This window comes from Bradyrhizobium sp. 17 (assembly GCF_023073515.1).
Taxonomy (GTDB): Bacteria; Pseudomonadota; Alphaproteobacteria; order Rhizobiales; family Xanthobacteraceae; genus Bradyrhizobium; species Bradyrhizobium canariense_D.
Genome location: NZ_JADPJQ010000065.1, coordinates 238,450 through 257,060, shown reverse-complemented (window position 1 = coordinate 257,060; position 18,611 = coordinate 238,450). Strand labels below are relative to the sequence as shown.

The following is an 18,611-nucleotide window of genomic DNA, read 5'->3' as shown; positions in this document are numbered from 1 at the left end:
CAGGCAGAGCCCGCCAAGGGCGAAATCGCATCCTCACGTGAGCGCCAACGCGCGTCATATGTTGGCTCGGCGGCTGACCTTCGCGCGAGCGATCGTGACGTCCGTTCGCGAGCTAGACCGGACCGTCGCTCATGCAAAGCGGAGTCGCAGTTTGACCCGAAGCAGATTTGATGAGCAGCGCGGAACCCATCGAGTTCAACACGCGGAAATTGTGTGAGCCAAATTAAACAATCATTAGATGAGCACCGGATATTGATGCTCCAGAAGGGGTCAGGGATCCCGAACGATGCGATAGATGGACAGAGTGATGCGAAATGAAGGCTTTGTCTTTGCCGTCCTCAATGCTTATCGGTTCAGCGAAATTCTGCGCTTGTGGATCGCAATTGCGATTGTTGCAGCCGTTGACCTCGTATGGCTTCGCGCCGCTGGGATGACGATGGCTATCGATCCGACGCAAGCGATTGCGTTCTGTGCTGCTGCTCTTCTCTCCTTTGTTTACACGAGGTTGAGGCCGGATCGGCGTATCGCTGAGCTTGCCACGGCTTTGGCTCAGATCATTGCCTTTACGGTCGTGGGCGCGATCCTGAGTTATCTAACCATCACGGCAAAGTTTCCGTTGGTCGATTCCCAGCTGGCCGGTGTCGACACCCTGCTGAGACTGAATTGGCTGGCTTTCTTTGAGTGGGTTGAGGTCAGACCAATTATCAAAGCGGTCCTCGCAGTCGCGTATCACAGCTGTATGCTGCAGGTCGCCATCTTGTTGGTGTGGCTGAGTGCGTGCGGGCGATTTGAAAGGATGCGAGAGTTTGTTTGGCTGTTCGTAACATCGCTCCTCGTGATTCTTCCGATCTCATGGAGACTGCCGGCAGCGAGCGCATGGGTCTACTTTGGCGTCGTCGAACGCGTCGACGCGTATCATTTGATCGATTTCAACGCACTCCGAAGCGGCGAGATGACACGCATTTCGTTGACGCACGTGAATGGTCTGATCACATTTCCTTCGTTCCACGCTGCGCTGGCCACAATACTTATATACGCCAGCCGAGGCGTGAAGATGCTTTTCCCACTATACCTTGTCTTGAACTTGCTGATGCTTGCTGCAACACCTACTGTAGGCGGCCACTATTTCATCGATATTATCGCCGGTGCGGGCATCGTTCTCTGCCTCGCTTGCCTTCGACAGCTTCGCTGGGGCGTTTTGTTTGCGCGATGGAACACCTCGCCATCGCACGCGGCCGGATAGTCATCCACGCTCTGCAAGCGACAGAGCGATTTGTCTTGGCAGAGGTCATCAAACGACAAACAGATTGAAGTTCGCTTGTGGCCCGAAGGCGAAGGTCGCCATCGCCTGCGGTACACCGGAGCGGGGGCCAGCCGACATCGAGAACACGCGGGCAAACTGACCCGGAACGGACATCGCCAGGGTCTGGTCGATGTCGCCGGCGCGCCCGGTGTAGTGGCACCCCCATCTGGCCCGAAACTGATCTATCGCAGCGCCCGGCGTGGACCGCTTTGACCAACCATCGACATTGCATTGCCGAGAATTTTGGCTTTACGCTTGGGCAACGTGTCAGGAGTTGCGCGCATGGGCGGGGACACAGGTAGCCTTTTCTTGTCGGGGGGCGGCGAGATGGGCGCTCTCACAAGAGCGTTTGACTGGTCAAAAACATCGCTCGGCTCGCCGGAAGCGTGGCCGCAAAGTCTTCGGGTCACGGTGCGGCTCGTTCTTACCTCACGCCACCCGATGTTCATTTGGTGGGGACCGGACCTCATCCAGTTCTATAACGATGCGTATCGCGAAACGATGGGTCCCGAGCGGCATCCGAGCGCCTTGGGCGCGGGCGGCCGTGAATGCTGGGATGAAATATGGGACATCATTGGTCCCCAGATTGAATACGTCATGGCAGGTAAGGGGGCGACGTGGCATGAGGATCAATTGGTGCCTGTAACCCGCCACGGTCGGCGCGAGGATGTCTGGTGGACGTACAGCTTCGGTCCAATTGACCTTGAAGATAAAGTCGGCGGCGTACTCGTTGTCTGTAAAGACGTCACCTCCGAGCACATGGCAAGGGAAGCCCTGAGGCTTATCAACGAAGAGCTAAAGCACCGGTTCAAGAACACCTTTGCTGTGCTTGGTGCTGTTGCCAGCCAAACATTTCGTGACGTATCGAGCCGCGCCGATCTTGAAAAGTATAAGGCACGACTTGCCGCGTTCGGACGAGCACACGCCTTGCTGACTGCGGCGAATTGGGCTGCTGCCCCACTTCGAGATGTCGTCAACACGGCCCTGAGCCCTTACAGAACAGGCGAAGGCCGGATTACGACGTCCGGTCCTCCGCTTGTTCTCAGATCGCAACAGGCTCTCGCCCTTTCCTTAGCGGTTCACGAGCTCGCCACCAATGCAGTAAAGTATGGCGCTCTGAGCGTGACAGGCGGCCGGGTGTCCATCGTGTGGTCAACCGAAGATCAGGCGGGTGATCAAAAATTCGTCTTCGTCTGGCAAGAATTCGGCGGTCCATCTGTGTCGGAGCCCGCCGATAAAGGCTTCGGTTCGCAACTCATTTCGGGGGCGCTGGAATACGACTTCAGAGGGTCGGTTGCGGTGTCCTATGAATCGACCGGACTCACTTGCCGCCTCACGGCTCCGCTCGAAAATCTGGAAATGTCACCACAATAGTGGGAGCTTTTACCCGACCCATGTTGACTGCCGCGAGGACGAGGAGCCCCTCACGGGCCCGCCGTCATGTCGTGTCCTGTCCACCGGCGCCTCGCCGGTCGCGATCCCGATCCTTAGATCGCATTGCTCCATTGGAGTTGCGCGAACGCCAAGTAGCTCAGGAATCTCCTCGCGCAATTCTCCGATACGTTCGATCATTTCCAGGGAGGCGAGGCATGCAAGGCGGGCATGATCGGCCTCATCGACGAAAGGTGGGTCCCAATAAGCCATGATGCCGTCGCCGATATACTTGTCGATGATCCCTCGGTTGTTCCGGATTGGTTCGGACATGACCGAAAGGTAGTGGTTCATGACCTTGACGAGACCTTGCGGGGTCATGCCTTCGCTAAGGCTGGTGAAGCCCTTCAAGTCGCAGAACAACACAGTCATCACCCGGCGCTGGCCTTCGGCGGCCCTCAAATTTGGGTGATCGATCAGCCCCTTCAACGACGCGCGGATCGATGTATTTTCCGAATGTTTCCTTGATGCGTTGGTTGTTGCGCAATTGCACAACCATTCGATTGAAGGCGGCAGCCAGTTGTCCGATTTCGTCAGTCGCCCTTACATCGATTGATTGATCGAGCTGACCCGCTTCCACCGGGCGGGCACCTTCAAGCAATAGTCGGACAGAGCGAATGATGCCGCCGCTGCCCAGATTGGCGAAGATCAATCGACGATCGCGGCAAGCAGCGTCACGATGGCCGAGGTCAGCGCCACCTGGGTCTGTTCCGACCTCACTTTTGCGATAGCCCCCTCGCTGACGGTCAGCATACTCAATCGAATAGCACTGACCTTCTCATCCAGTCGTCGCGAACAGCGTCTGCTCGCGCAAGGCTGCGTCTCGCCGCTGGAAAGTCTCTCGCCTCAAGGTGTGAAAGTAGCTCTCTGGTCTCCTGCTTCAGCTGGCGGCGAGTATCGTCCAGATTTTCAATCCGGTTGTCGATGCGCGCCAGGGCTGCGTTGTCCGATGGTGTACTTGTGTCTTCAATGATCGAATTGATCAGTGTCCGCGCGGCTTGCGCTTCGCTTTCGACCTCGGCTCCCTTCTCGTTGTAGAACTTCAAGCGGGCTCTATATCCGAGCACATCGGGAGGCTCCTGCATCTTCGCGATCACCATGCGGCGGAGCCCGAGGCCTCGTTCGAGCGATAGAGTATTGATCCGTGTCAGACGGGGCGTTGATAGGTGCGTAACGTGCAGAGAGCTCATCAAGCAGGTAGCCGACTCGCCTGACCATCGCGATCGATAGGACCGACGTCACGAGCATGAGGATGATCAGTCCGACAGCGATTGCTACAATTCGCTGCCGGATTGACTGCTTGATCGTCGATCCGAAGAATTTTTTCAGTCCGTTAAGAGCGAGGATCCGTTGTCTCGTGCTCCGTAGAGGCATATCCGACGTACTCACAGTCGAGCTTCCTTTCGGTCAGCCCCGTCAGGCGGTCCAACTCCATTCATTCTTCAGTCAGGCTGAAATCGAAAGTTTCGGCAGGCGGGTCTTGGTGAACAGCCCCGAACTGGCTCAGCGGCAACTTTATCGTCACCGAAGAGGAGTAAAGGTCTGTGAGTTCGAGTTTGAGCTGTTGGCCGGCTTCCATTTGAGCCGCCACCGTTGGTTCAATTCCACGTGCTGCGATGCAGATGTTGGTGAGACACCAGGTGAAAGGAACCTGGACAGGACTGCCTTGATCTACCGTCACCTTGACTCCCTGCTGCAGATTTGCCCCTTGCGGAACGAACAGCTGCAGGCGAGCGGGACCGTCAGCTCGTTCGATCAGATCGACACGGGCCACGATCTGATCGAGATCGTCCGTGGCGGTTGACGTCGATCGGCATATGTTGGTTCGATCGGATGAGGCGAAACAAAGCTTTTTCCAGGTTGAGAAATGGATGTTCTCAGGCAGCCGCAATCGTGGCGGCTTCGACGGAGGCTCCCGCTGGGCAGAAGGGCCGTTGACTGGCTGCCCAAGCGGCGGAGCGGTCGCTGAATGCTTCTCCAGAAATTGCGATACCAAGGGCGACCAGATCGGCACCGCGTCGGCGAAATCGATCATGAAGTGCCCGTCGGTCCCAAAGGACGGGAGCATACGATAATCGGCATTTCCGCCCGCTTCGACAAAGGCCTGATGCATCCTCATCGTCAATTCCGGACCGAAGTAGCTGTCGTTTTCCGCGTAGATCCAAAGCATCGGTACGCGTGCGGTGCGGCCGAATTCGCTGGTGGCGGCAACGAGCTTGTCGGGAGCACAATTGTTGTTGGGTTTGCCGTCAACTCGGCCTCCGCGTCCCGCTGCAAAGGTAATGATGGCCTGAACTGATGACGGGTTTAGGCTCCCAAGAGCAATCGAGCCCCATCCGCCGCCCGACTGGCCAACGACGATGACCTTACCCGGCTGGATCATCTTCTTCTTGCTCATGTAGTCGATGACCCACTCGTTCAGAGTGGCGATGGCGAGCCCGGGACCACGGAAGTTTGGGTTGTCGCAGCTACCGACGTGGGCAAAGACGGCTCCGTAGAGACCCTGATCTTTATCATCGAGACTGCTGGCCCCGTACCTGACGGGCGAGATGACCACATAACCGCGACGTGCAAACCAACGTGCCGCGTCCCGATACTCGATCGCCGGAAACATCGTCCGCTGGTTGGCTTCCAGCGAAATTCCATGGTTCATAACCACTAGCGGAAACGGACCATCTCCGACCGGCCGTACCAGGAAGGCAAGCACCGGCAGCGGAAACGGCAGCGCCCAAATTTCCTCTTGGATTACTTGTCCCGCAGTTCGGTCATCTGCCGCGGCTGGGGAATGGACTGCCGAGGGGAAAGCCAGCAAAAGAAGAATGGCCAGCAAGTGCTTCAGCATCTTCTTTCTCCGACGATCTGGTCTGGGTCTGACGCTAGGTCTCGGAGGCAGGAATCCGTTGATTTGGATCAAAGCGACCAACCGCAAGTTCCCGACGTCGTGCGGCTTAGTGGCCTAGCAAAAAAAGCGTCGTCGGAAACTCGGATGAGCGTGCACGGCCTTTCATGCGGCTCCTGGCTTTTTGACGGCCTTAGGGCCTGTTTCGAGCTTTAACCCCGCCGCCGCTATCGTCGTTGGTCTGCTTGTGGGCCTGAAGGCGAAATATCCGGCACGCCGGCAGCTAGGGCCATAGCGGACATCGAGAATACGCGGGCAAATCGGTGCGAATGACCCGAAGCGGAGCACCTTGAAAGTGAGGTCAAGTCATGAATCCGGGCATGAAGCATCGGACGCGCGGATGGCCGTCTATGTAATGCCTCCAGACCATTGTACGGCCGAAGCGGTTTGGTTCTGTGACAACCGCACCGTCAGGTACGAGCACCCATTCGCCGTCGATGAGGACGCGGTAACGGCCCCGACTGGACTCCCAATCGGCATCGGACACTATGTATCCGTCGGCATCAGTACAGCACTTTCCAAATTCGCTCTGCAAGCTTTCAAACCAAGACTTCAGCGCAGAGTGGTCGTATCGGCCATCGTCGCGTGCAAGGACCGGCGTCAGTAGCAACGCTGAACCCAGCAACGATGCCGCAAGTTTCGCTGGAAACATCTGTTTGCCTCCGCGATATTCGCCGGCCGATCCGCTGGCTTGGTGCGGCTTAGGCTGGCAACCCGGAAACTAAATCCGTTGCAACTTCCGCTGACGATCGCTCGATGCTGTGATGGGACAGTTCATTCCCATCCCCACTGAGGTGAGTCCGGAAATTCGAGCGAAGGTTCAAATACGACAACGCTTCAACTAAAGGTCAGTGCAGCTGCTTCTTTGGCCTAGCCTGCCCTTAGCCGACCTCTGGGCTGGCGCCGAGCTTGTCCGCTCATGACGGCGTAGCCGACCAAAGCCCTCACAGACTTAAGGAAATGACCCAGGTGCATGAGTCTGCACGGCATCTGTTGCGGATCTCCACAACCGCGTTCGTCAACGACGATTGCGATCTACGGTGCGTCGCCTTTATGGCCTATTCGGCAACTCGCGACAGCTCCGCAAGGAGCTTCAACGCATCATTCAGCACGGCCCGATCCTGCGCTCGTTCAGCGGCCGCATCACCCGTGAATTCGCCATGCGTCCGCGCATTCTGATTTCCCTTCGGCGCGCCTGATCTCCGTGCGCCGCCGTGCATGCGGCAGCGAGACTTGCCGTGCACTGCAGGCGCGCGGCAGGCGAGGCCGCTGCGCGTCCCGGCGCCGCAGCGCGGGCTCGTCCACATCGCGCCGGTGTTGCGGATGTGATCGCCGCTCATGCATTGCTGCCCTGTCTGGATTCGGCCCGTTCGTATTCGCCGGCCTCACGCGGCGGGACCAGTCCTGCGGCTGCCGCAGCGTGCGGCTCCGCGACGATCATGCTGGCGTGCTGGGTCACGTTGCCCACGATCGCCCTGCCGCCGTCCTGCACCGAAAAGTTCCGGACCGTGATCGCGCGCTCGCCGTTGTTGCGGTGGCGGCTGAGTGCCTCGATCTGGCTTGCGAAGGTGCGGGCCAGCCGGGTCAGCGCGCGTGTGAGGCTCTCCTGTTGCGGAATGTCGTCGGTGAGGGCGAGGCGGCAGGCAGAACGCATCGTTGCGGCGTGAACGGACACCATCTGCACTGCGAGCATGGCCTCGATCGAGTCCTTCGGCGCGATGCTCTTCACCAGCGAGATCATGAAGGCAAGATTGGCTTCATCGGGCTTCCGTCCGGTCACGCTGGCCTTCACCAATTGCTTGAGGAGACCATGCAGCGCGTCGCGGTCGGCGGCACCGAGCGCCTCGGCCAGCAGCCGTTCGCCGGCTTGCGGGTCCGCGTGGAGGATCGCAATTCCCCGCTTGTAGAGCTTGATCCGCGGGCTCGCGTCGGGGCCGCTGCGATCGTTTGCCGCAACCGGCAGCGTGCCGTGGCGTTTGGCAGATGTCGTCATGTGCTGTGTCCTTTGCCCGCGCGGGCTCATTGCGCGCGACATCGATCGCTCGGCTTGCGCGCCTGTGGGATTTTCGGGATGTTGATGAAGGGCTTACGTGCAATCGCAGCGCGACGCCCCGTGGTCGGGCGGCGTGGACGCTGACGATTGTTGCGATGATGGCATTCTGCCGGTGTTTTGCCCGACGTGTCAAACGAAGATTGCGAAGCGCGCAATCCTCGTTCGTGCAAATCGTCGTTCGTGCAAGTCCTTGATCTCGCAAGCGTCGGCTACTGTGCATGGGGTTGTTTTTGCGTTTTTTGTTTCGAACCGGCTCCGACCTGCCGCGCGACGGAATGCCGGCCTGCAAACGCGATTGCGAAATCCGGCGCGGCCGCTCATCATGATCCGCGAATGCGCCGCGACCTGCAAAAGCGGCGAGAACTTCTGGGGAGAGAACGAATGCAACGAACGCTTCGCCTGCTGGCGATCGTCGCCGGATTGTGCGTGACGACGGAGGCCTTCGCGCAAAAATATCCGGTGCGGCCGGTCAAGATCATGGTCGGCTTCAGCGCGGGCGGCCCGGTCGACGTCGTCGCGCGCATCGTCGCCGATCGGCTGAGCAACAAGCTCGGACAAGCTTTCGTGGTCGAGAACCGCGCCGGCGCCAACGGCATGATCGCGGCCGAAGGCGTCGCGCGTGCGGAAGGCGACGGCTACACGATGCTGGCCTGCAACTCCTCCACCATCACGCTCAACAAGACGCTGTTCAAGGATATCCGCTACGACCCCGAAAAGGACTTCGCGCCGCTCACCACCGTCGTGTCGGCGCCGCTCGTGCTGGTGGTCAATCCGGAGAATTCCAAGACGGCCAACATCAACACCGTCGCCGATCTCGTCGCCGCGGCAAAGGCTGCGCCCGGCGCGCTTGCCTACGGCTCGGGCGGCAACGGCAACCTTGCCCATCTCGCCATGGAGCTGCTCAGCGAGAGGGCCGGCGTCAAGATGATCCACGTGCCCTATCGCGGTGGTGCTGCGTCCGAGGTCGGTATCCTCGCGCAGGAGGTCCTGGCAGTGTTCGATCCCTTATCCGCCGTGCCGCTGGTGAAGGCCGGCAAGCTGCGCGCGCTCGCGGTGTCCTCCGCCGAGCGGCTGCCGGCGTTGCCTGATGTGCCGACCGTCGCGGAAGCCGGCTATCCCGGCTTCGACATCTCGTTCTGGGTCGGCTTCTTCATGCCGAAGGCAACCCCCGCGCCGACGCTCGAGATGCTGCACCGGGAGATCGTCGCCGCAGCCAACGATCCGCTGTTACGGGAGCGGCTGGAGACGCAGGGCGTCGTCAGCGTGCTGAGTTCGGCCGACTACGCCGCCAAGATCGCGAAGGAGATCAAGGAACTCGCCGAAGTGGTGGCGGCGGCGAACATCAAGGCGGAGTAGGGCGTCTGCTTGGCGTGCTGCCGGCCACCTGAGCCAGCCGCTCGAGCAGCGGGCGCTGTCCTGCGTTGATCTTCTCGTGCGCTGCTGCGAGCGTGAACCATTCGGCACGATCGACCTCCGGGAAGGTCTGACGTTTGCCGCTGCGTGGCGGCCATTCCATCTCGAATGTGTTGCTGCGAATGCTGCGCAAATCGACGTCGAACTCGGCCGCGAACGCGGTGACGATCTTGCCGCCGCGCTGCCTGACCTGGCCAAGCGAAGTCAGCGGCGTGGACAGCTCAAGCCCAAGCTCCTCGGCAAACTCCCGTCGCGCGGCGGTTTCTGCGTCTTCGTCTGCGTACTCGCCCTTCGGAATCGACCATGCCCCGAGGTCCTTGTTGCGCCAGAACGGTCCTCCGGGATGAACGAGCAGAACCTCGAGCTCCCCACGTTTGCGATAGGCAATGATCCCGGCGCTTTTCGATGGCATCGCAGGTTCCGTTCAGGCGGCGCATTCGGCCGGGAAAAAGTGGAACAGACGCTTTTAGCGCAGGTTAATAGCCAACGCTTTGACCGAACAAGGGAGTGAACCATGATCCGCCTGTTGGCAACGACCGCCTTAGGGCTGGTGCTGGCGAACGCCGCCTTTGCGCAATCGCCAAGCAGCAACACCAAGTCTGAGCAAACGCCGCAATCCCAGTCCAATTCCGCAGCTCCGTCCAACACGTCGCCGTCTGGCGCGGCACAAACACAGCAGTCGCGATCGCAGCCGCAGCAATCATCAACGCCCGGAGCGTCGACACAGAATACCCAGGCGACCACTCCGTCTTCCGGATCGGCCAATTCCGGCTCCGGGACCAACGCCACCAACAGCGCGGACACGTCCTCGCGGCCGCCCAGTGGTACGGCAAACTCCAACGCGGCCGGTAACCAGCCCGCCTCGCAGCAGAGCGCCAATCCGCCGGCGGCGAACTCGAACCAGACGCAGGATCGCTCCAACCCTCCGTCGAACAATACCAATCAGGCGCAGCAGGCGCCTGGTTCATCTGGTACCAACCAGGCCCAGCAATCGCCAAACACGCCGAGCAGCAATCAGGCGCAAGACCAGCGGACCGGTGCCAATTCACAGGCCGCCGCCCGCACTGACGTCAACCTCAACAAGCAGCAGGAGACCAAGATCAGCGCGTCCATCTCGCATCTCAACGTGCGGCCGCTGACCAGCGTCAATTTCTCGCTCAACGTCGGCACGGTGGTGCCGCGCGATGTCCAGCTATCGACGCTGCCACCCGATGTGGTCGAGATCGTGCCGCAATATCGCGGCTACAGCTTTGCGCTGGTGAAGGATGAAATCGTCGTGGTCGATCCGGCGACATACAAGATCGTAACCGTGCTGCCGTACTCGGGACAATCCACCGCGACAACGACGACCACGCGTGAGCGCAGCGCCAGCAAGTTTTCGGATCGCGATCGCGAAGTGATCCGCAAGCATGCGAAGACCCGCACCGAGGGACGGAGCGAACGACAGACCACCGGCAGCACCGCGCGGTCCGAGATCCATGTTGGTGACCGCGTTCCCGAGAGTGTCGAGGTCGAGGAATTCCCGAGCACCGTCTATCGGGACGCGCCCGACCTGCGCGAGTACCGCTACATCCACCGCGATACGCGGACCTATGTCGTCGAGCCCCGCGAACGCCGCATCATCGAGGAGATCGACTAGTTCGCGGCCACTGGAAGCCGCTCCATCGAGCGGCTTCCGGATTTGCGCATCAGCCCGAAGATCGTTCGCGCGCTGCAAAACGGATGGCGCGGGCCTTCGCGCTCTTTCCCGCCGCACGCGCGGCGATCATGCTGCGTGCCTTGCCGTGGGTGTTCTTCCGGATCAGAGACGCGAGCCGCTTGCGTGCGTGGCTGGCGGTCAATCGCGCCGCCAGTTGCTCGGCCTTGCGAATGATGGTGGCGACCGAGGGCGTCAGGTTCACCGGAACCCAGGCGACGTCCTTCGTCTTGGACAGGCTGCCGATGCCCTCGCAGGGTGCTTCGCGCGGCAGGTCGATCCGGATCGCGAGGGCTTCCGCGCGTTCGGTCCAGTCCTCGGCCCTGGTGCCGGTGATGATGCGGACATAGTCGCGTGTCTCACGCGGCAGCTCGCTCTCTTTGGCGAGCCATTTCTGGATTCGGCCGGGACCTGCGTTGTAGGCGGCTGCGGCAAGGCCGAGATTGCCGAAATCGTCGCGCAGCTTGCGCAGGAACTTGGCCGATGCCGGCAGCGCCTTCATCGCATCGAACGGATCATCTAGCCCGACCTCCGCTGCCGTTTCCGGCATGAACTGCGCGACGCCCTGCGCGCCGGCCTGGCTGACCTCGTTGGACTTGAAGCGGCTCTCCTGCCAGATCAAACGCGCGAAGAACGGCACGGGAATGCCGCTGGCTTCGGCAGCTCCGCGAAGCGCGTGGCAGAAGCGTTCCGTCGGCGAAACCGGCGCCTGCGCGACGGGTTCGACCGTATCCGGCGGCTCGGGGGTCTCCTCATAGGCCGCACGCGCATTGGCGAGCTCGAGGGCCTGCACGCTTGCAAGGAACAGCTCGACCACCGGAACAAGTGACGAGGCCTGAGTGTTTTGAAGAACGGCGTGATCGAAAGCTGATGGTTGGCGGGACGCCGACGGATCGAAGTCGCACATCAGAATCATGAACGCGGCGCACGCCGCGACGACAAATCGCATTGCTGGAGCAACCTCGAACTGTGGGTGAACGGCCAGCGATGCGCCGGCGATAAGGAGTTATTAACCGAGCGATTGCGGCAAAGCTGCGGTCTCGTCGGTTCCCACGGTGTTACTACGGTGTTCCGCGGGAAACTCTCTTCTCCGCGATTTTGCGGGGTGGGCGAATTGGGACGAGCGAGATGATGCGGTGGATGCTTGGCGCGGTGATTTCGCTGGCGGCGATCTCTTCGGCGCTTGCGGGCAATCTCGATGCGGCAGCGGTAAACGATGCTGCGCGTCCCGCAAAGCAACCTGCTAGCGACAAGCTCAACGCCGCGATCGTGAAGCTTCAGATTCTGCTCGACCGTGCGCGGTTCTCGCCCGGGGAGATCGACGGCAAGCTCGGAGAGAACGCGCAGAAGGCACTGAAAGCATTCGCCGAGCAGAACGGCGTTGCATCGGATAAAACGATCGCGCCCGAGCTTTGGGACAAGTTGAACGCCGCGAGCGAAGGCGCCGTCCTCGTCGAATACAAGATCACGGACGCGGATGTGAAGGGCCCGTTTCTGAAGGAGCTGCCCGGCAAGCTTGATGACATGAAGCCGCTGAAGGCGCTGAGCTACACCAGCCCGCTCGAAGGGCTTGCCGAGAAATTCCACATGAGCGCCGATCTGCTCAAGGCGCTCAACCCGGACAAGGCCTTCGACAAGGTGGGAGCGACCATCGTCGTTGCAAACGTTCCGGCGCGGCGAGAGCTTCCGAACATCGCGCGGCTCGACGTCGACAAAAGGAACGGGACGCTGAAAGCATTCGACCAGGGCGCCACCCTGATCGCGTTCTATCCCGCGTCAATCGGAAGTCCGGATCGTCCGACGCCGAGCGGTACGCTCAAGGTCACCAGCACCCACGAGAATCCGGTTTATCACTACAACCCTGACTACAAGTTCAGAAGCGTCAAATCGAAACAGCCGTTCGATGTTCAGCCGGGCCCGAACAATCCGGTGGGAGCATACTGGATCGGCTTGTCCGCACAGGGGTACGGCATCCACGGAACGGCGGAGCCCGACAGGGTCAGCAAGTCCGCGTCGCATGGCTGCGTCAGGTTGACCAATTGGGACGTGCGCGCGCTGGGCGAGCACGTCAAGCGCGGCACACCGGTGGTCTTTCTGGATGCGCCGACGGACTCCTCGTCCGAGCAGCGGCGGAAGTCCGGCGGTAGGCGCGCCTCGAACTAGTCTTTGGGAAAGTCCTTGCGCATCGCGATTTCGGCGGCATCACCGGGCGACAGCACGGTCTGGTCGAACGCTGCTTGCCCTCGTCATGATATCGTAGAGCGAGATGCCCTTGATGGCTTGCCCATGAGCTCGCGGACGCAGTCGGCGAGCGTGCCGTTGTAGACGGGATAGGGCGGACCTCGATCCTTTTGCCTCTGGCCCTTCAGCGACGGTCACTTCTTCAGTTCGGCCGGCGCGTCATAGGCGACCGGCGATATCTCTTTGAACATGCGCTTGGCCCTGAAGGCGCGGGTAGCCCCGAAGCCTGGGGCCGCCCTGTAGACGCTCGTTGAAGAATTAGTTCAAATCAGCCGGCAACAAAGGCGAGCAGGGTGCCGTTCGCCTTGGCCGGCGGCACGCAGATCGCAGGTCCGCTGCGCACGGCTGCCGAACCAAGCGCCTTGTCGGTGGCAGCGAGATCGCCGCTGACAAGCACCAGGGCAGCGCCACCGCGTTCGGAAAGACCCGCGAGCGGCACGCCGGGATAACGTTTGCCGAGCTGCTCCAGCGTCAAGTAAACGAAATCGGCACGATCGCCACCGGAGGGCACGGTCACTGCGCCGTCGGCTTCAGCCTTCGGCTCGCGGTCGATCAGCTGTCCCAGATCCGCGGCTTCCTTCGCGGGCTCGGGCGTCGCGATCAATGTCTGCTTGATCCGCTTGGCCGCATTGGCGTGCTTCATCAGCTCGGGAATCCACACCGTCTCTGGCGTCTTGTGCTGGCAGGCAAAAATGCGCACGCCGCCGGGCGCTTCTGCGGTCGGCCACATGAAGGTGCGGAATTTCGCCGCCGAGATCGTGCCATCAGGCAGCGTCACGGGCCGTTCGAAATCGGTCGGGCCGATCGGCTCCAGGCCACGCGCGCGGATTTCCTCCGCGCCGGCGGTGGAATCGACCGCTGTGAAGGCGATGCGCTCGATGCCTTCGCCGCGCTGGTCGAGGAAGGCACGCGCCGGCGCGTTGTGCTCGGTCGCCGCGAGCACGCCGAGCAGCTCCATATAATCCGGGTCGAACATGATCGTGTAGTTGCCGGTGCCCATATGTGCGCTGTGGGTGCCGCGCGGCGAGATGGTGAAGCCGAGCTGCCGGTAGTTTTCGGCGGCTTTGTCGAGGTCCTGCACCATGACCACGGCGTGGTCGATACCGATGACGTTCTTGAGGGCCACTGTTCTTTCCCCGAGTGCAAACTGACTGGACCGCCGTCGGCGGCCGCAAATCCTGTCTACGCCGGATAGGCGGTCAAGTCATTTTCAAATCGGTGGGACATGCGGAAATTTCATTCCGTGAAGCGCGATATCTGACACTTGATGGCGTCAGCGCGCCTGCTCGATATAGGCGGCGAGGATGGCGCGCTCCTCGCTGGTCATTTCGGTGATGTTGCCCGGCGGCATTGCATTGGACCAGGCGGCGACGCGGCCGATCAGGCGGATGTTGCGATGGATGTGCTCGGGCGCGTCCAGCAATATGCCCTTCGGCGCGGTGACGATGCCGGCCCAGACCGGTTCGGCGGCGTGGCACATGCTGCAGCGGGACATCACGATCTCCTCGACATTGGCAAGCGTCGGCTGCGCCGACAGCGCGCTTGTCTTGACCTGGCGCGGGCCGGCCGCCGAGAGGAACAGGATCGCGATCACGCCGACCGCTGCGACGCCCCACACCCACCACGGCGATTTGCGCCCGGCGTGCCGCTCGTTGAAGAAATGGCGGATCACGGGGCCGAGCGCCAGGATGATTGCGACGATGATCCAGTTGAAGCGGGTGGCATAGAGCAGGGGATAGTGGTTGCTGATCATCAGCACGACGACAGGCAGCGTCAGATAGTTGTTGTGGACCGAGCGCTCCTTGCTGGTCTTGCCGAGCTTCGGATCGGGCGCCTGCCCTGCGAGAAGGGCGGCTACGATCTTCTTCTGGTTCGGGATGATCAGCGCGAAGACGTTGGCAACCATGATGGTGCCGATGATCGCCCCGATCTGGTTGAAGGCACCGCGCCCGCTCAGCACGTGGGTGAAAGCATAGGTCAACGCGACCAGGAACAGATAGCCGCCGATCGCGAAGGGCAGCTCGCGCTGCGCCAGCCCGGTACGGCAGGCGCCTTCATAGAGCAGCCACGCCAGCGCGAGGCTGCAGAGGCTGAACAGGCCGGCCTGGAATGGCGTGAGATCGAGGATCGACTTGTCGACCAGGAACAAATCGGCCTCGAGATAATACACCACCACCATCAGCGCGAAGCCGGACAGCCAGGTGGTGTAGGCCTCCCATTTGAACCACGTCAGCTCGTCCGGCATCTGGGCGGGCGCGACCAGATATTTCATGATCCGGTAGAAGCCGCCGCCATGGACCTGCCAGGCCTCGCCTTGCACGCCGTCCGGCAGATCGCGCCTGGGCCTAAGGCTGAGGTCGAGGGCGATGAAATAGAAGGAACTGCCGATCCAGGCGATCGCGGCGACCACGTGTAGCCAGCGGAGCAGCAGGCTCGCCCATTCCGATATGATGGATCCCCACATGATCACCCCAACGGATGCGACTCCAATGCCGCAGCTTCATGACCGCTACCGGCGGTGCCGCCCTTACAATGTGTCGCACCGATCAGCCGCATTTTCCAGTACGATGGGCTGCGGCTGATGCACATCGTGCGGGCATGAGCTGACGTGGGATTCGGCAGGCATTTGACCTGTCGCAGAACGTTTGCGCGTCGATCGGCGTTGATGCGCAATACGTGAAGGCCGGGAGGAAACGATTTGAAGAACAGGATTTCATTCGCGGCGATGTCCGCGGGATGGCTGGCCGCGGTCGCGACCTGCGCACAGGCTGAGGCGGTGCTGCAAGGCAAGGACGCCTACGGCGATTGGCAGGCCGACAAGCCCGGCACGGTCAGGTTGATCCGGCCGCAGGATCTGGTCAGGCCCGGCGCCACGCGGTCGGTTGCGAGTTCGTCGCGCGTGGTGCCGCGCCCACCGGAGGGGGCGCTTCAGGTACCGGCCGGCTTCAAGATCGAGCTGTTCGCCGAGGGCCTGCGCGCCCCGCGCATCGTGCGCGTGGCGCCGAACGGCGATGTCTACGTCGCCGAGACGCGCGCGGGCAACATCCGCGTGTTGCGCGCCGGCGAAGGCGGCAAGGCCGCGACCAACGAGGTGTTCGCTGCCGGACTGCGGCAGCCGTTCGGCATCGCCTTCTTCCCAAACGGCGACAATCCGCAGTGGGTCTATGTGGCCAACACCGACAGCGTCGTCCGCTTTCCCTACCAGGCCGGCGATCTCAAGGCGCGCGGCAAGGCGGAGACGATCGTGGCAAGCCTGCCCCACGACGGCGGTCATTCCACCCGCGACATCGTCTTTACGCCCGACAACAAGCGCATGCTGGTGTCGGTCGGCTCGCTCAGCAACGTCGCCGAGGGCATGGGCACGCCGCCGGGTGGCGTGGAAGCCTGGTCGAAAGCGCAACCGCTCGGTGCGGCCTGGGCCAGCGAGACCGAACGCGCCACCGTGCTCGCCTTCACCCCCGAGGGCAAGGAGCGGAAGATCTACGCCAGCGGCATCCGCAACTGCGTCGGACTTGCGATCCAGCCGCAGACCGGGCTGCCCTGGTGCTCGACCAACGAACGCGACGGGCTCGGCGACGATCTCGTGCCTGACTACGTCACCAGCGTGAAGGAAGGCGCGTTCTACGGCTGGCCGTGGTTCTATATCGGCGACAACGAAGACCCGCGTCACGCCGGAGCGCGGCCGGACCTCAAGGGCAAGGTGACGGTGCCCGATGTGCTGGTGCAGCCGCACTCGGCCTCGCTCGGCATGGCCTTCTATCAGGGGACGCAGTTTCCGTCAGAGTATCAGGGCGATGCTTTCGTGGCCGAGCACGGCTCCTGGAACCGGTCGAAGCGCACCGGCTACAAGGTGATCCGCATCCGGATGAAGGACGGCAAGCCGACCGGCGAGTACGAGGATTTCGTCACGGGGTTTGTGGTGAGCGATACCGAGGTGTGGGGGCGGCCGGTCGGTGTGGCCGTGGCAAAGGACGGGGCGCTGCTGGTGTCGGAGGACGGCAACGGGACGATCTGGCGGGTGACAAGCGTGCCGCGATGAAGGTGTACCCTCGCCCCTTGCGGGAGAGGGTGGCTCGCCGCGCAGCGGCGGGACGAGTGAGGTTCTATCGGCGAACTCCTCTGCGTGTGCGGAGAGAAACCCCTCATCCGGCGCCTCGCGCCACCTTCTCCCGCAAGGGGAGAAGGAAGAGCAGCGTGCTTAGGATGTCTACCCCCGTCTCACACTCGCTCCGCCATCCACCGGCAACGTCACACCGGTGATGAAATTCGCCTCGTCCGAGGCCAGGAACAGCGCGGCATTCGCGACGTCCCACCCCGTGCCCATCTTCTTGCGCAGCGGCACCTTGCTGTCGCGCTCGGCTTCGACTTCGGCGCGGGTCTTGTGCCATTCGCGGGCCCGGGTGTCGACGGCCATCGGCGTGTTCATCAGGCCCGGCAGGATGACGTTGGCGCGGATGCCGTATTCCGCATTCTGGTAGGCGAGCTGTTCGGTGAAGGCGATCATCGCCGATTTCGTCGCCTTGTAGGCGACGTAAGGCTAGGTGGTGATCGCCGCCATCGAGGAGATGTTGATGATCACGCCGCTTCCTTGCGCGCGCATGATCGGGATCACCTCTTTCGCCGCCAGAATGCAGCTCTTCAGATTGATCGCGACGACGCGGTCGAACGCCTCCTCGGTGATTTGCAGCAGCTCGGCGTCGCCGCCGGACAGGCTGACGCCCACATTGTTGTGCAGCACGTCGATCCGGCCCCAGCGCGCCTGTGCCTCCGCGACCATTGCCTTGATGTCGGCAGACTTTGTGACGTCGGCCCTGAACGCCGCTGCCGTGCCATGCTGCGCGGCGATCATGGCGGCGGTTTCCTGCGCTGATTCCAGATGATGATCGACGCACAACACCTTGGCGCCCTCGCGCGCGAAGGTCAGCGCCGTGGCGCGGCCGTTGCCCATGCCTTCGCCCGGGCTCTGCCCGGCGCCCACAACGACCGCAACCTTGTCCTTCAAGCGCATGTTAGTTCACTCCCGGAATCGGGTACTGCTGGAGTACCTCTTTGTAATATGGCTCGTTGTCGATCTTCATGGTGGCGAGCACGCGCACCACGCCGCAATAGAAGGCGATGGTCAGCACGAGGTCGACCATATGTTCGTCCGAGAGATGCTGCTTGATCTCGGCAAAGGTCACATCCGAGATCGCGAGTTCGCGTACCATCTCGCGGGCACCTTTCAGGATCGCCTTGGCCTGTGGCTCGAGCGTCGAGGGCTTGCCCTCGGTCTCAGCCATCAGGCCGGCGATGTCATCATCGGTGACGCCGAACTCTCTGCCGATCTTCACGTGATGAGTGAACTCGTATTCCGACTTCTCCATCCAGCCGACCTGGAGGATTGCAAGCTCCCGCAGGCGCGGGTCGAGCTTGCTCTTGAAGCGGATGTAGCCGCCGATGCCGTTGAAGGCGCGCGCCATATCCGGCGAATTGATCAGCAGCTTGTGCAGATTGGTGTTGCGCTTGAGCATGTCGCGATATTCGGGCGCGACCTGGTCGGCCTCGAGATAGGGCAGGCGAGCCATCCCTGATGTTC

At 61.7% G+C, this 18,611-nt stretch carries 18 protein-coding genes and 1 pseudogene; 6 read left to right on the top strand and 13 right to left on the bottom strand.

Going from position 1 to position 18,611, the window contains the following annotated elements:
- Positions 1-295 precede the first annotated feature (295 nt).
- Both IVB13_RS10970 and IVB13_RS10965 read left to right on the top strand, forming a co-directional pair.
- Positions 296-1,243, top strand: a complete 948-nt coding sequence (locus tag IVB13_RS10970; protein WP_085352062.1) for a phosphatase PAP2 family protein — start codon at positions 296-298, stop codon at positions 1,241-1,243.
- A gap of 387 nt (positions 1,244-1,630) precedes the next feature.
- Positions 1,631-2,677 (top strand): PAS domain-containing sensor histidine kinase, encoded by a 1,047-nt coding sequence (locus IVB13_RS10965; RefSeq protein WP_240544099.1) that lies wholly within the window; start codon positions 1,631-1,633, stop codon positions 2,675-2,677.
- A gap of 9 nt (positions 2,678-2,686) precedes the next feature.
- Here the strand turns inward: IVB13_RS10965 and IVB13_RS10960 are convergent, their stop codons facing one another.
- From IVB13_RS10960 to IVB13_RS10925, 7 genes are all read right to left on the bottom strand, one after another.
- Positions 2,687-3,106 carry an adenylate/guanylate cyclase domain-containing protein gene (locus IVB13_RS10960; RefSeq protein WP_247488863.1) on the bottom strand — a complete coding sequence of 140 codons (420 nt, stop codon included), beginning with the start codon at positions 3,104-3,106 and terminating at the stop codon, positions 2,687-2,689.
- Positions 3,063-3,386, bottom strand: a complete 324-nt coding sequence (locus tag IVB13_RS10955; protein ID WP_247488861.1) for a HAMP domain-containing protein — start codon at positions 3,384-3,386, stop codon at positions 3,063-3,065. The genes IVB13_RS10960 and IVB13_RS10955 overlap by 44 nt, the downstream gene beginning before the upstream one ends.
- 103 nt (positions 3,387-3,489) lie before the next feature.
- Positions 3,490-3,834: a hypothetical protein gene (locus tag IVB13_RS10950; protein WP_247488859.1), complete on the bottom strand. Its 345-nt coding sequence runs from the start codon at positions 3,832-3,834 to the stop codon at positions 3,490-3,492.
- A gap of 335 nt (positions 3,835-4,169) precedes the next feature.
- Positions 4,170-5,576 carry an invasion associated locus B family protein gene (locus tag IVB13_RS40400; protein ID WP_204510535.1) on the bottom strand — a complete coding sequence of 469 codons (1,407 nt, stop codon included), beginning with the start codon at positions 5,574-5,576 and terminating at the stop codon, positions 4,170-4,172.
- Between the two features lie 358 nt (positions 5,577-5,934).
- Positions 5,935-6,285 carry a hypothetical protein gene (locus IVB13_RS10935; RefSeq protein WP_231188750.1) on the bottom strand — a complete coding sequence of 117 codons (351 nt, stop codon included), beginning with the start codon at positions 6,283-6,285 and terminating at the stop codon, positions 5,935-5,937.
- Positions 6,286-6,691: 406 nt separating this feature from the next.
- Complete coding sequence (locus tag IVB13_RS10930) at positions 6,692-6,973, bottom strand: HGGxSTG domain-containing protein (protein ID WP_204510536.1); 282 nt, start codon at positions 6,971-6,973, stop codon at positions 6,692-6,694.
- Positions 6,970-7,626, bottom strand: a complete 657-nt coding sequence (locus tag IVB13_RS10925) for a hypothetical protein (RefSeq protein ID WP_247488857.1) — start codon at positions 7,624-7,626, stop codon at positions 6,970-6,972. The genes IVB13_RS10930 and IVB13_RS10925 overlap by 4 nt, the downstream gene beginning before the upstream one ends.
- 441 nt (positions 7,627-8,067) lie before the next feature.
- On the opposite strand from IVB13_RS10925, the gene IVB13_RS10920 reads away from it, so the two are divergent.
- Positions 8,068-9,042, top strand: coding sequence for a tripartite tricarboxylate transporter substrate binding protein (locus IVB13_RS10920; protein ID WP_026233321.1), 975 nt, complete (start codon positions 8,068-8,070; stop codon positions 9,040-9,042).
- On the opposite strand, the gene IVB13_RS10915 is transcribed toward IVB13_RS10920, so the two are convergent.
- Positions 9,029-9,511, bottom strand: a complete 483-nt coding sequence (locus IVB13_RS10915) for an NUDIX domain-containing protein (RefSeq protein ID WP_085352065.1) — start codon at positions 9,509-9,511, stop codon at positions 9,029-9,031. The two genes, IVB13_RS10920 and IVB13_RS10915, sit on opposite strands and share 14 nt — an antisense overlap.
- A 102-nt stretch (positions 9,512-9,613) precedes the next feature.
- On the opposite strand from IVB13_RS10915, the gene IVB13_RS10910 reads away from it, so the two are divergent.
- Entirely contained in the window at positions 9,614-10,738 is a 1,125-nt protein-coding gene (locus tag IVB13_RS10910; RefSeq protein WP_018457184.1) for a DUF1236 domain-containing protein, read from the top strand.
- 49 nt (positions 10,739-10,787) lie between these two features.
- Here IVB13_RS10910 and IVB13_RS10905 read toward each other — a convergent pair whose 3' ends face one another.
- A complete protein-coding gene (locus tag IVB13_RS10905; protein WP_018457183.1) occupies positions 10,788-11,744 on the bottom strand; it encodes a lytic transglycosylase domain-containing protein in 957 nt (318 codons plus the stop codon).
- Positions 11,745-11,923: 179 nt separating this feature from the next.
- Here IVB13_RS10905 and IVB13_RS10900 point away from each other — a divergent pair, with 179 nt between their 5' ends.
- Positions 11,924-12,958 (top strand): L,D-transpeptidase, encoded by a 1,035-nt coding sequence (locus tag IVB13_RS10900; protein ID WP_026233320.1) that lies wholly within the window; start codon positions 11,924-11,926, stop codon positions 12,956-12,958.
- A 346-nt stretch (positions 12,959-13,304) separates the two neighbouring features.
- On the opposite strand, the gene IVB13_RS10895 is transcribed toward IVB13_RS10900, so the two are convergent.
- Both IVB13_RS10895 and IVB13_RS10890 read right to left on the bottom strand, forming a co-directional pair.
- A complete protein-coding gene (locus tag IVB13_RS10895) occupies positions 13,305-14,162 on the bottom strand; it encodes a VOC family protein (protein WP_018457181.1) in 858 nt (285 codons plus the stop codon).
- A 147-nt stretch (positions 14,163-14,309) separates the two neighbouring features.
- Complete coding sequence (locus tag IVB13_RS10890) at positions 14,310-15,500, bottom strand: urate hydroxylase PuuD (protein WP_247488855.1); 1,191 nt, start codon at positions 15,498-15,500, stop codon at positions 14,310-14,312.
- Between the two features lie 234 nt (positions 15,501-15,734).
- On the opposite strand from IVB13_RS10890, the gene IVB13_RS10885 reads away from it, so the two are divergent.
- The gene (locus IVB13_RS10885; protein WP_247488853.1) at positions 15,735-17,075 is read left to right on the top strand and encodes a sorbosone dehydrogenase family protein; all 1,341 of its coding nucleotides are present in this window, start codon (positions 15,735-15,737) and stop codon (positions 17,073-17,075) included.
- A gap of 168 nt (positions 17,076-17,243) precedes the next feature.
- Here IVB13_RS10885 and IVB13_RS10880 read toward each other — a convergent pair.
- Positions 17,244-18,044: pseudogene (locus IVB13_RS10880) on the bottom strand (SDR family oxidoreductase).
- A gap of 1 nt (position 18,045) precedes the next feature.
- Positions 18,046-18,600, bottom strand: coding sequence for a carboxymuconolactone decarboxylase family protein (locus tag IVB13_RS10875; RefSeq protein WP_018457177.1), 555 nt, complete (start codon positions 18,598-18,600; stop codon positions 18,046-18,048).
- Between the last annotated feature and the right edge of the window lie 11 nt (positions 18,601-18,611).